Source organism: Phaeobacter porticola (assembly GCF_001888185.1).
In the GTDB taxonomy this organism is placed as follows: domain Bacteria; phylum Pseudomonadota; class Alphaproteobacteria; order Rhodobacterales; family Rhodobacteraceae; genus Phaeobacter; species Phaeobacter porticola.
Genome location: NZ_CP016364.1, coordinates 3,323,984 through 3,336,757 on the forward strand (window position 1 = coordinate 3,323,984; position 12,774 = coordinate 3,336,757).

Consider the following 12,774-nt stretch of genomic DNA (forward strand, 5'->3'; position numbering starts at 1 on the left):
GACAACGCGGAGTGAAAAGACAATGGTTGAGACATTTTCTTGCTCGTTTATCGCCACGGAACTGGAGGCCAGATCCGGGGTGCAGGACGTTATAGCGCAGCTGCGCACGATGGGAATCTCTGATTCCCGTGTCGACGAGGTGCAGATTGCGCTGACAGAGGCCGTGAACAATGTCGTTGAACACGCGTATGCAGGCATGGACATTGGGGATGTGCGCATTCGCTGCAACCTACACCCCGACCAACTGTGGATCTCTATCGGTGATGGCGGCGCTCCTTTCAAGGATGGTAAACTGCCAGTCGCAACGGCGCATGACCTGACAGTTGAAACCGACAAATTACCAGAAGGTGGCTTTGGCTGGTTGTTGATCAGAGAGCTGGCTTCTGACGTGCAGTACAAACGCGATGCAACTGGAAACAACCTTTCCCTTTGCTTTGAGATCAAGATGCGCAACGCAAAACCCGACTGAAGATCTCGCAGACTGATCCTTCGGATTCATTCTAGTCACCTGCATAATCGACCACGACCTTGCAGATCCGGGAACGAAATACATCGGCCCAGGACGACGTACTTTGCCTTGGATAAGGGAAGATCCCCACCGCCAGCGCAGACGGCAGTGCTTTCTACCGATCTCGCTCATGTCTCTGCTCAATCCGTGCCGCATGTAACTGTAATGGAAAAAGGGCTCCTTGCCCTGTTCTAATATGGTGCTCGCTACAAGTCGCGGCGCTTTCTCATTGCCTTTGCTCTGGCACGGCCTACTCTGCCTCCCGAACACAGGAGACAGCATGCGCGACTTTCATTCCCCAGGCCGATCAGCCGTTTTTGCAGAAAACGGCCTCTGCGCCACGTCTCATCCTCTGGCAGCCGGGGCCGCAATCGACATCCTGAAACGCGGTGGTAACGCGATGGATGCGGCCATCGCCGGCGCAGTTCTGCTTGGCATATGCGAACCGCAGATGACAGGAATTGGCGGTGATTGTTTCGTGCTTTACTCCCGTCCCGGCTCTCCCGTGCAGGCCATGAACGGATCAGGGCGCGCCGCAGCAGCAGCCGAAGCGGCCACGCTGCGAGGGGCTGGCCTAACGACAGTTCCGCTAAACAGCCCGGATGCGGTGACCGTGCCGGGCGCGATTGACGCCTTCTGCAAATTGTCACAGACCGAGGGGAGGCTAGGTCTTGATGCGCTATTGGCGCCCGCCATTCACTATGCAGAAACCGGTGTGCCGGTGGCGCCACGGGTGGCCTTTGACTGGCAAAATGATGCGGACACTTTGCAAGGCAGCGCGCGCGAACACTATCTGTTCGACGGTGCCGCCCCAAAAATCGGCCAGATATTCCGCGCGCCGGGCCAGGCCGAAGTGCTCCGGCGGATCGCCAAAGATGGGCGGGATGCCTTCTACTGCGGCGAGATCGCAGATGACATGATTGCCACGTTACAGGCGCGTGGCGGGGTGCATAGCCGCGAGGATTTCGCCAGCATAGCCGCCGATATGACCACACCGGTCTCTGGCGAATACAAGGGGCTGGACCTGGTAGAACATCCACCGAATGGTCAGGGTGCCACCGCGATCCTAATGCTGAACATTCTCAAGCATTTTGACATCGCCGCAATGAACCCGACAGGTGCAGAGCGGGTCCATATTGAGGCCGAGACCGCCAAACTGGCCTATGATGCACGCAATCGTTTCATTGCTGACCCAGATCATACAAGCCGACTGGACCATATGCTCGCCCCTGAAACCGCCGCGCGGCTGGCAGAGCGGATCAACCCAAAGCGGGCAATGGCTGCCGCCGCTCCGCTCAGCGAGGCCGTTCACAAGGACACGATCTATATCACCGTGGTTGACAAGGACCATATGGCGGTTTCGCTGATCTATTCGATCTTTCACGGCTTCGGATCCGGGATCGCCTCGGATAAATTCGGTATCCTGCTGCAAAACAGAGGTGCAGGCTTTACCCTCGAAGAAGGCCATCCAAACATGCTCGCGGGTGGCAAACGCCCTATGCACACCATCATCCCTGGCATGCTGCGCAAGAATGGCGACGTCACCATGCCCTTTGGTGTAATGGGCGGGGCCTACCAACCTAATGGTCATGCTCGTTTTGTCTCTAACCTGACAGATTTTCGGATGGATCCGCAGGCAGCCATTGACATGCCGCGTGCCTTTGCCGACGGCAGGGTGCTTAAGGTGGAACGCGGCTATAGCGACACCGTGCGGCAGGAACTGGCAGACCTCGGCCATGACGTCACCATTCCCGACACCGCAATAGGGGGGGCGCAGGCGATCCAAATTCATTCCTCTGGTGTTCTGGAGGGCGCCAGCGACCCGCGCAAGGATGGGTGCGCGCTGGGGTACTGACCAACAACAAGTACCACCGAAGATTTGGTCCCTCGCATATGGCGGTCTTGCCGGTGCGGGGGACTAAGATCAGCCATGCGCTGGTTGGTGTCAGTTCAGCTGGTAGTGCAACGCATAGCTGCCGTCGTCAAAACTGCCGAACATCTCAGGGATATCAGGGTGGCCTACCGGCTCGCCGGAATAGTCAGCAATCAGGTTTTGTTCTGACACATAAGCCACATAATAGGTCTGATCATTCTCGGCCAGCAGATGATAATAAGGCTGATCCTTGACCGGGCGGCTGTCCTCCGGAATGGCCTCGTACCATTCTTCAGTATTCGCAAACTCTGGATCTACATCGAACACGACACCGCGAAACGGGTGCTTGCGATGGCGGACGACCTGTCCAAGGTTATATTTGGCGCGCGTTCTAAGCATGAATGCTGTTCCTATCGCTTCATGATACTCTGCGACAAGGGAAAATGTCCAATTTGCAGCGGCGTTTCGGCAGAAACACTCTGTCACTCATGATTGGACAATGTTCCGACGTAGTGGTTCCTAAGGGTTACGCGTAAATCCAGCACCACCAGCGGCGACAAAGCCCGCTTTGCACAGATCTGCCCTTGGTTTCTGGTCGGTCAGCTTTCATATAGAGGGCAACAAAGAAATGGAGAGCAAACGCATGGTCGATATTCTTGGCGGCGCGGGAGATATGGCCCCCGCAGGTGATCTGATCAAAGATGTCACCGAAGCAACATTTATGCAGGACGTGGTCGATGCGTCGATGCAGGCGCCGGTGATTGTTGATTTCTGGGCGCCATGGTGCGGCCCCTGCAAAACACTCGGCCCGGCGTTGGAAACAGCCGTAACAAAGGCCAAGGGCGCTGTGACCATGGCCAAGATCGACGTGGATCAAAACCAACGTCTGGTACAGGCGCTGTCACAGCAGGGGCTGCCCTTGCAGTCCATTCCAACGGTCGTTGCCTTTGTACAGGGACGTCCGATTGACATGTTCCAGGGCAATGTTGCGCCAACCGAAATTGATGAGTTCATCAAGCGTGCCATCGAAGCCGCCGGCGGCAGCGCCGATGGCGGTCTGGGTGAGGCGGTTGAGCTGGCAGAACAAATGTTGGCGGATGGTGATATTGCGGATGCTGCGCAGACCTTTGCGGCCGTGATAGGTGAAGATGACAAGAATGCCGCAGCCTACGGTGGTCTGGCCCGCGCGCATATCGCCTTGGGCGAACTGGACCAAGCCGAGGCCGTGCTGAATGGCGCACCGGCCGAGATCTCAGATGCTGCCGAGATTGAAGCGGCCCATGCTCAGATCGCTTTGGCACGTCAGGCCGAAAACGCAGGCCCCGTGACTGAGCTGCGTGCCACGGTTGATGCCTACCCGGACGATCATCAGGCCCGCTTCGACCTGGCACAAGCGCTGCATGCCGCTGGTGACGCAGAAGCCGCAGTAGAGGAGCTGCTGGCACTGTTCCGCAAGGATCGGGAGTGGAACGACGGTGCAGCCAAGGCGCAGCTGTTCACGATCTTTGATGCGCTAAAAGCAAACGATCCCATCGTGCTGAACGGTCGGCGCAAACTCAGCTCGATGATATTTGCCTAAGACGCCCCCAGCGCTACAGTCCCCTACATGATACAACCCGCTGATCTGCCCGATAGTTTGCCGGTATTTCCGCTGCCCGGAGCATTGTTGCTGCCCCGGGCACGCCTGCCGTTGCATATATTTGAACCGCGCTACCTCCAGATGCTGGAGGACGCTTTCAAGACATCTCATCGGATGATTGGGATGGTACAGCCCTTCCCGTCCAGAACCACCGAGGACAAACTTCATAGTATCGGCTGTGCTGGGCGTATTACCCAGTTTTCCGAAACCGAGGACGGGCGGTATCTCATCACACTGTCAGGTGTGTCGCGCTTTCGCATCAAAGAAGAAATCAATGGGTTCACCCCCTATCGACGCTGCTCAGTCGATTGGGGTGGGTTCCACCGCGATCTGGGGCGGGTTGAGGCAGACAACAGTTTTGACCGACCAGTTTTTATGGATCTGTTGGAACGGTTTTTTGAATCCCGCAGTCTTGCCACAGATTGGGAGGTCCTCAAAGACGCAGAGGACGAACTGCTGATCAATTCTCTGTCGATGCTCTTGGACTTTGACCCCGAGGATAAACAGGCCTTGTTGGAAGCCCCCTGTCTTGCGACAAGACGTGAAACCCTGATCACATTGATCGAATTCGCCCTGCGCGGCGGATCACACGAGGAAACCCTGCAATGAGCATTGAGCAAACTGGCATGGACACTGCCGCACCAGCTTTTGACCGCCGTATGCTGGAGGCATTGGTCTGCCCACGTACTCAAGCCGTTCTGGAATATGATGCCGCGGCCCAAGAGCTGATCTCGCGCGCGGCCAATCTGGCCTTTCCAATCCGCAATGGCATCCCTGTGATGTTGGAAGACGAAGCCCGTATCCTGGAGTAGGCGCAGGGCATCAATCGTAGCACTGAAACACGATCAGAAAGCCGGGCATATTCACCCGGCTTTTGTCGCCTGATCAGATCGCCCGCCCCTGCAACAATCGCGGCAGATCCCCGGTCAGACCTGCTGCTTCGCGAATAAAGGTTTGGCGCATACCGGGGATGGCGCCAACAATTCCCATGCCGATGTCACGTCCCAAACGCAACAAGGGGTTGTCGTTTGAGAACAGACGGTTAAACGCATCCGTCGCTGCGGCAAGGCTTGCTGTGTCAAAGCGACGCCATTGCTGATAGCGCTCCAACACCAGTGGAGAGGAAACATCTTCGCCGCGCCGCTTGGCCTCGGTCAGTATCTCCGCCAGAGCACCGACATCACGCAAGCCTGCGTTCAGCCCCTGCCCGGCAATCGGGTGAATGCCATGCGCTGCGTCTCCGACCAACGCCAATCGGTCGGCGATCAGATCGTTGGCTAACGTCAGGTTCAGCGGGTAGGTAAAGCGGTCACCGGCCAGACTGATCTCTCCCAGAAAATCACCAAAGCGAGGACATAGAGCTGATAGATACTCTGCATCCCCAAGATTCTGGATCGCCTTTGCCCGCGCGCTCTGCTCACTCCACACGATTGAGGAGCGATTGCCCGACAGTGGCAATATCGCCAGAGGACCAGCAGGCATAAAGAACTGATGCGCCACGCCGTGATGCGGCAGCTGATGCTCGATCGCACAGACCAGGGCCGTCTGACCATAGTCCCACCCTGTACGTTTGATCCCCGCCCTCTCGGCGGTGCCGCTGCGCCGCCCGTCAGCGCCAACGACCATGCCACCGCGCAATGTTTCACCCGATGCCAGCGTCAAGGTAACACCGCTGTGATCAATCCGCTGTGCCACAACCGTTTGTGCATCAATCAGGGTGATCGCATCGGTCGCTTCCATTGCGTCACGCAAGGCCCGGCGCAGATAACGATCCTCTATCATATAGCCCATCGGGCCGTCCTCGATCTCGGCATGGTCAAAATGCATGAAGAACGGCGAAGGCCCCTGCCCGGAACGACCGTCCGTGACCTTGATGTCCAGCATCGGCTGCGCCTTATCTGCAACCTTTGACCAGACACCAATCTGGTCCACCAGACGCTGCGACGCCAACGCAAGCGCATAACTGCGCCCGTCAAAGGCATCGCTGCTGCGCAGATCGCGCGGCAGCGCGTCAATCAGGGTTACGGTATGGCCCGTCTGTGCCAGAGCAAGCGCCAGCGCGGGACCATTCAGGCCACCGCCCACAATCAGGATGTCAGATGTGTTTCTCATGCCCCGCAATATGCGCCCGCGTTTGGGATTGTCCATGGGGCGCGGTGCCGCTACCGTCGGTCCAATTCTCAGAATTTCGCACAAAGAGAGAGACTGACATGCAGGAGTGGCTGACGCAAACCGCTGCCGACCTAGGGAGAGGCATTGCCGCAGGCGAGATCTGCCCCATGGCGCTAACCCAGACTTATCTGGACGCCATCGACGCCCACCCGCATCGCGACCGGATCTACACAATCGTCACCCATGATCGCGCTTTGGCCGAGGCAAACGCGGCGAAAAGCCGTGCAGAACAAGGCCAGCGCCTGTCGCTTGTCGACGGCGTTCCTATTAGTTGGAAAGATCTGTTCGACAGCGCAGGCGCGGTGACTGAAGCCGGATCAAATCTCTTGGCCAATCGGGTGCCGGATCAGGACGCGCAGGTCTTGCAGGCTGCCACCGCCATGGGCGCCGTCTGCCTTGGTAAAACCCATATGAGCGAGCTGGCCTTTTCCGGTCTCGGGCTCAACCCGGTAAAGGCCACTCCCCCCTGTATTCATGACCCAGAGGCAGCCCCCGGCGGGTCATCCTCTGGCGCGGCAGCCTCGGTAGCCTTCGGGCTCGCGGCGTGTGCACTAGGCTCTGATACGGGTGGATCCGTGCGTATTCCGTCGGCCTGGAACGATCTGGTAGGATTAAAGACCACCTCAGGAAGGGTCAGCCTTGAGGGAGTGGTGCCTCTCTGTCTTAAGTTCGACACCATCGGCCCGCTCGCCCGCTCAGTTGAAGATGCCGCGATCTATCTGGGCCTGATCGAAGGCACCACCGGAGCAGACCTGCGCGGTGCAAAACTGGCCGGACGACGCTTTGCCGACTTGCGAACCGTCGCCCAGGAAGACATCGCCCCGGAAATCTCTGGCGCCCATGAGGATGCGTTGAACCGGTTAAGGGCTGCCGGAGCGGAAATTGTACCGCTGGAGGTCCCATCCCTAGCCGAGGCAATGGATCTGAGCGCGGTTCTTTTCACCTCCGAGGCTTATGGCCTGTGGAAAGACGTGATTGAGGCGGCGCCGCACCTGATGTTCCCCGAAATCCTTGATCGCTTCCGCTCCGGTGCGGGTTTCAGCGGCCCCGACTACGTTGCGGCCTGGGCCAAGCTGGAGCAGTTCAGAATGGAGTGGGATCTGGCGACCGCTGGCTTTGATGGTGTCCTTTGTCCAACCTCACCAATTCTGCCCCCCAACGTGGCACGCCTGAACAGCGATCATGATTATTACGTCCGCTCCAACCTGATGGCGCTGCGCAATACGCGCATTGGCAATCTAATGGGACTGTGCGGTCTATCGCTGCCAACGGGCACCCCATCCTGCGGTCTGCAGATTCTTGGGCAACCCGATTGCGAAGAGGCGCTGTTGCGTATTGGGGTCACGGTGGAACAAGCTCTGGCGTGAAAGCCACATTTTGCCCAACTGCAAATCGTGCCGCTGGACGGGGGCGGGTCGGCTCTGTAGTTTGGTTGCAAACGGGGCGCCAATGATCCCGGACCTGAGGCGATACACATGAATTTTCCGGAGCGGTTTTCGAACCTGCCGCCATACGCATTCCCGCGTCTGCGGGCCTTGTTGGACCATCACACGCCGGGCGGCGATGTGGTGCATATGACCATTGGCGAACCGAAACATGATTTTCCGTCCTGGGTGACCGATGTGATTGTTGAAAACGCATCAGGTTTCCAAAGCTATCCCCCGAATGAAGGCAGTGTTGAATTGCGCGGTGCCATCGCCAATTGGATCAAGCGCCGCTATGATGTCAGCGTTGATGCTCTGACCCAGGTCATGGCGCTGAACGGGACGCGCGAGGGGCTGTATAACGCTGCTATGGCCCTCTGTCCTGAGCAAAAGAATGGGCAAAGGCCGGTTGTTTTGATCCCGAACCCTTTTTATCAGGTCTATATGGTGGCCTCGATTTCTGTGGCGGCTGAACCGGTGTTCGTCCCGGCCACCGCCGAAACAGGGCACCTGCCAGACTATGCCAGCCTCTCTCCCGATGTGTTGAACCGCACTGCTGTGGCCTACATCTGCTCACCTGCCAATCCGCAAGGGGCTGTGGCAAGTCGGGACTATTGGACCAAATTGATCCAACTGGCAGAGCAATATGATTTCCGCATCTTTGCGGATGAGTGCTATTCTGAGATCTACCGTGACACCGCACCCGTCGGCGCACTGAGCGTTGCAAAAGACCTTGGCGCTGATCCTGAACGCGTCGTGTTGTTCAACTCGCTGTCCAAACGATCAAACCTGGCAGGGCTACGTTCTGGCCTGATTGCAGGCGGCCCTGAAACCATGAAGCGGGTGCATCAGTTGCGCGCCTACTCGGGCGCCCCGCTGCCTGCGCCTTTGCAGGCTGCCGCTGCGCGGGTTTGGGGGGATGAGACGCATGTTGTGCAAAACCGTGCGCTTTACCAAGAAAAGTACCGGATTGCCGATCACGTATTTACGGGACTAGACGGATACATGGCGCCGCAAGCGGGATTTTTCCTGTGGCTACCTGTGCAGGACGGCGAGGCCGCCGCGCTGAAGTTGTGGCAGGAAACTGGCGTCCGGGTGCTCCCCGGTGCCTATCTGGCGCAGGGCGCAGGTGGTGACAATCCCGGCGCAGGTTATATTCGCGTGGCACTGGTGGCCCCGGCAGACCAAACTGAAACAGCCCTGCGCAAACTGCGCAGCTGTCTGTATTAATAAACATATGTATGCGCGCAGCCCCTTCGGGCCATGCGCCAAGAGAAATAAGTCATGGGTATCAAACCTGAGCCAAAAAGCAGGGCACCCCAACGGACATGATGAAACGAGGTAGGCATGGCATTTCAGACGCGCAGCCGTGATCCATTGCTGGACAGCACGATGCAGGCGGCCATTGAAAAACGCGGTAAAGAGCTGATTGGCGCCCTGCTGATTGGCGTTGGCCTGTTGGTTGCCCTGATGATTGGCAGTTACTCGGCGGATGATCCCAATTGGATGGTCTCCACCGATGCACCCGTGCAGAATATGCTTGGACGCACCGGCGCTTCGGTTGCCTTTATTCTGATCACCCTGTTTGGCAAAGCCAGCTGGGCAATTGCATTGTTCCTGAGCGCCTGGGGCGCACGCTGTGTCCTGCACCGGGGCGAGGATCGATTCCTCTGGCCACTGCTTTTGTCACTGCCCTGGCTTTTGCTTGTCTCGCTGCATTTGGAAACGCTTGTGCCGTCAGAAGCCTGGAAATCCGCCCACACCTTTGGCCTTGGGGGAATGATTGGCTATACTTTCCTTGGTATGTTGCTAGCGCTTATGCCAGTTGGGCTGATCTTTCTGGTGAAGTTCCTCTCGTTGCTGACAGCCGTTGGAATGCTGAGCCTTGGTGCGACGGTGTTGGGCTTTACGCGTCCTGAAGTAACACGCGGGCTGCGTTTTGTTCTGGTTGGGTTGATTCTGATCTATGGCGCGATTGCCGGCCTCTTGGGCCGCGGCGCGGCCAGTGGTATGCAGGCTGCGCTCAGCTATCGTAGCCGCCGTGCTGAGCGCACTGCTGCCGCCGTTGCAATGGCTGATGTGGTCGACAGCGCAGAGACCGATCCGCAGATGTTTGAACCGATGGATTATGACGATGCCCCCTCTGCCGCGCCGCCGCTTGGCGCGCCGACCCTTGGGCCGACCGCCGCACCGCATGGCCGGATCGAGCCATCCTTCGATGCAGCAATTGATGCCACGCAAGAGCCTGTGAAAGGAAAGACGGGCTTGTTCTCGCGTGTGCCAAACCTGATCCGTCGCGCTGAACCCGCAATGCCGGAGCCTGAGCTGGTCGAACATGACCTTGGTGACGCAGCCTTGGCAGCTGATGTCAACGCCTTGCCAGGTGATGAACGGATCGCCTCAAAAATCGCCAGCGCCGTGCGGGTTCGCCGCGCTGCCGATGTAGCCCCCGAAACAAACTTCCCTTTGACCAAGGGCCGTGGCCGCCGACCTGAGCCTTTGATTTTCAACCCTGAACACATAGGCGACGGATTGCCGCCAGAGCCACCTCTGACAAACAGCTCGCCCGAGGCAATCGGAGCTGCATTGGGGGCGATGCCGTCGCTGCCGCCCGCCCCCGAAATGGCCTGTGACGCATATCACGACGCTGACTTGCAACAGGACATGTATCCTTGGCCAGAGAGCTCTGGAACCGACAGCGTTGCACCAGCAGCCTTTGTCGATCACGTTGCCTCCGAAGCCTTGCCAAGCGGACCGGTAGCGCCCTCCGCCGCGCATGTTCTGCGGCGCGGCGAAGCAGTTCAACCCACACCTACAGAGACCATAACCACGGCGCCGATCGCGCCAACGCGTACACCCATGGAGATCCCGGTCGCCGAACCGCGCAAAGCCGTGGTTGAACAGCCAGTGCGCAAACCTCAGCAGCCTTCGACCCGCGCCAAGGCCGAAGCAGAGCCCGCGCTTGCCTTTGAAGATACCAGCAGCGAATTTGAACTGCCCCCGCTTAGCCTGCTGACCAACCCAACAGGCATCGAACGTCATCATCTGAGTGATGAGGCGTTGGAAGAAAATGCGCGCATGCTTGAGACCGTGCTGGATGACTATGGTGTGAAAGGCGACATTGTGTCCGTCCGTCCCGGTCCCGTTGTCACAATGTATGAGCTGGAGCCAGCCCCCGGCCTTAAGGCGTCGCGCGTTATCGGTCTGGCCGACGATATTGCCCGCTCCATGTCCGCCCTGTCCGCACGTGTGTCGACCGTGCCGGGTCGCACTGTGATCGGTATCGAACTGCCGAACGAAAAACGCGAAAAAGTGGTTCTGCGCGAAATCCTGTCATCGCGCGATTTTGGGGATGGTAACCACGCCCTGCCCTTGGCGCTGGGTAAGGATATCGGCGGTGACAGTATGGTGGCGAACCTCGCCAAGATGCCCCATCTACTGATCGCCGGCACCACGGGTTCGGGTAAATCTGTGGCGATCAACACGATGATCTTGTCACTGCTTTACAAGCTGACCCCGGACGAATGCCGCCTGATCATGATCGACCCCAAGATGCTGGAGCTTTCGGTCTATGATGGCATCCCACATCTGCTCTCGCCTGTTGTGACGGACCCCAAAAAAGCCGTTGTCGCTCTGAAATGGGTGGTGGGCGAAATGGAAGACCGCTATCGCAAAATGTCCAAGATGGGCGTGCGAAATATTGCGGGCTTTAACGGGCGTGTGAAAGAAGCCCTCGCCAAGGGCGAGATGTTCAGCCGAACCGTACAGACCGGATTTGACGACGATACCGGCGAACCCGTTTTCGAGACCGAAGAATTCGCCCCCGAAGCGCTGCCCTATATTGTCGTCATCGTTGATGAGATGGCCGATTTGATGATGGTCGCAGGCAAAGAAATTGAAGCCTGCATCCAGCGCCTGGCGCAGATGGCGCGGGCATCTGGCATTCACCTGATCATGGCAACACAGCGCCCCTCGGTCGATGTTATCACCGGCACGATCAAGGCCAACTTCCCCACCCGGATTTCCTTCCAGGTCACGGGCAAGATCGACAGCCGGACAATCCTGGGAGAAATGGGCGCAGAACAGCTCTTGGGGATGGGTGACATGCTCTATATGGCCGGCGGCGCCAAAATTACGCGCTGCCATGGTCCGTTTGTGTCGGACGAAGAGGTCGAAGAGGTGGTGAACCATCTTAAGCAATTTGGCCCACCCGAATACATCGGCACGGTGCTGGACGGACCTGGTGATGACAAAGCCGAGAATATCGACGCTGTCCTGGGGCTGTCGACTGGTGGCAATACCGATACCGAAGATGCACTGTATGACACCGCAGTTCAGATCGTCATCAAGGATCGCAAGTGCTCGACCTCCTACATCCAGCGGAAACTCGCCATTGGCTACAACAAGGCCGCACGGCTTGTTGAACAGATGGAAGAAGAAGGACTGGTTTCTTCCGCAAACCATGTTGGTAAAAGGGAAATTCTGGTTCCAGAGCAATAGAATAGAGGTGGGGCAGTTATAATCCCGCCTCTTCACATTTGCCGCAACGCACCTATTTTAGTCATATGAAACAGATCGCTTATGCCTTCGCGCTGACGCTCTGCTCTTCTGCTGCATGGGCGGCCGAAAAGCTGAGCCTGAATGACGTCTCGCAATACCTGAACGGAATTTCCACCGCGACAGCTCCCTTCAGTCAGATAAACGATGATGGCAGTCTGTCCACTGGCAAGCTGTATATGCACCGACCGGGCCGGATGCGGTTTGAGTATGATCCCCCTACAAAGGGGGTTGTGATCGCGGGTGCGGGTGCGGTGCTCATTCAGGATCCTAAATCAAACCAGCCACCTGAAACTTACCCGCTGAAGCGCACTCCTCTTTCCCTTATTCTCGCACGCAACGTAAATTTGGCGCGCGCCAATATGGTGGTGGGTCATGGGTTTGACGGCACGTCGACCATCGTGCGGGCACAGGACCCCAAGAACCCAGAGTACGGTAGCATCGAGATGATGTTTACCGACAACCCGGTCGAACTGCGCAAATGGGTTATCCAAGACGGGTCTGGCGGTCAGACAACTGTGATCCTTGGCGGGCTGACGACGGGCGTGAAACTGCCGTCCAATCTGTTCAACACTAGCACGGCACCATCGCGCTGATAGCC

General features: G+C 57.9%; 11 protein-coding genes. 9 read left to right on the forward strand and 2 right to left on the reverse strand.

The window, feature by feature from the left end; translation table 11 throughout:
• The first annotated feature begins 22 nt into the window (after positions 1–22).
• Together PhaeoP97_RS15915 and PhaeoP97_RS15920 are read left to right on the forward strand one after the other, a co-directional pair.
• Positions 23–469, forward strand: coding sequence for an ATP-binding protein (locus tag PhaeoP97_RS15915; protein WP_072505898.1), 447 nt, complete (start codon positions 23–25; stop codon positions 467–469).
• A gap of 319 nt (positions 470–788) precedes the next feature.
• On the forward strand, positions 789–2,363 hold the full coding sequence (locus tag PhaeoP97_RS15920; RefSeq protein ID WP_072505899.1) for a gamma-glutamyltransferase family protein: 1,575 nt from the start codon (positions 789–791) through the stop codon (positions 2,361–2,363).
• A 90-nt stretch (positions 2,364–2,453) separates the two neighbouring features.
• Here PhaeoP97_RS15920 and hspQ read toward each other — a convergent pair whose 3' ends face one another.
• A complete protein-coding gene (hspQ, locus tag PhaeoP97_RS15925) occupies positions 2,454–2,780 on the reverse strand; it encodes a heat shock protein HspQ (RefSeq protein WP_014876215.1) in 327 nt (108 codons plus the stop codon).
• A gap of 244 nt (positions 2,781–3,024) precedes the next feature.
• Here hspQ and PhaeoP97_RS15930 point away from each other — a divergent pair, with 244 nt between their 5' ends.
• From PhaeoP97_RS15930 to PhaeoP97_RS15940, 3 genes are read left to right on the forward strand one after another with little or no spacing between them, the layout of a single operon-like run.
• Positions 3,025–3,960 carry a tetratricopeptide repeat protein gene (locus PhaeoP97_RS15930; RefSeq protein ID WP_072505900.1) on the forward strand — a complete coding sequence of 312 codons (936 nt, stop codon included), beginning with the start codon at positions 3,025–3,027 and terminating at the stop codon, positions 3,958–3,960.
• Positions 3,961–3,987: 27 nt separating this feature from the next.
• Complete coding sequence (locus PhaeoP97_RS15935) at positions 3,988–4,629, forward strand: LON peptidase substrate-binding domain-containing protein (protein ID WP_072505901.1); 642 nt, start codon at positions 3,988–3,990, stop codon at positions 4,627–4,629.
• 17 nt (positions 4,630–4,646) lie between these two features.
• Positions 4,647–4,832, forward strand: coding sequence for a Trm112 family protein (locus PhaeoP97_RS15940; RefSeq protein ID WP_083570436.1), 186 nt, complete (start codon positions 4,647–4,649; stop codon positions 4,830–4,832).
• Positions 4,833–4,905: 73 nt separating this feature from the next.
• Here PhaeoP97_RS15940 and PhaeoP97_RS15945 read toward each other — a convergent pair whose 3' ends face one another.
• The gene (locus PhaeoP97_RS15945; RefSeq protein WP_072506530.1) at positions 4,906–6,132 is read right to left on the reverse strand and encodes an FAD-dependent monooxygenase; all 1,227 of its coding nucleotides are present in this window, start codon (positions 6,130–6,132) and stop codon (positions 4,906–4,908) included.
• A 98-nt stretch (positions 6,133–6,230) separates the two neighbouring features.
• Between PhaeoP97_RS15945 and PhaeoP97_RS15950 the strand changes: the two genes are divergently transcribed.
• The 4 genes from PhaeoP97_RS15950 to PhaeoP97_RS15965 all read left to right on the forward strand — a co-directional run bounded on the left by PhaeoP97_RS15950 (position 6,231) and on the right by PhaeoP97_RS15965 (position 12,769).
• Positions 6,231–7,559 carry an amidase gene (locus PhaeoP97_RS15950; RefSeq protein ID WP_072505903.1) on the forward strand — a complete coding sequence of 443 codons (1,329 nt, stop codon included), beginning with the start codon at positions 6,231–6,233 and terminating at the stop codon, positions 7,557–7,559.
• A 108-nt stretch (positions 7,560–7,667) separates the two neighbouring features.
• The gene (locus PhaeoP97_RS15955) at positions 7,668–8,846 is read left to right on the forward strand and encodes an aminotransferase class I/II-fold pyridoxal phosphate-dependent enzyme (protein ID WP_072505904.1); all 1,179 of its coding nucleotides are present in this window, start codon (positions 7,668–7,670) and stop codon (positions 8,844–8,846) included.
• Between the two features lie 117 nt (positions 8,847–8,963).
• Positions 8,964–12,116, forward strand: coding sequence for a DNA translocase FtsK (locus PhaeoP97_RS15960; RefSeq protein ID WP_072505905.1), 3,153 nt, complete (start codon positions 8,964–8,966; stop codon positions 12,114–12,116).
• A gap of 65 nt (positions 12,117–12,181) precedes the next feature.
• Positions 12,182–12,769 carry a LolA family protein gene (locus PhaeoP97_RS15965; RefSeq protein WP_072505906.1) on the forward strand — a complete coding sequence of 196 codons (588 nt, stop codon included), beginning with the start codon at positions 12,182–12,184 and terminating at the stop codon, positions 12,767–12,769.
• Positions 12,770–12,774: the final 5 nt, after the last annotated feature.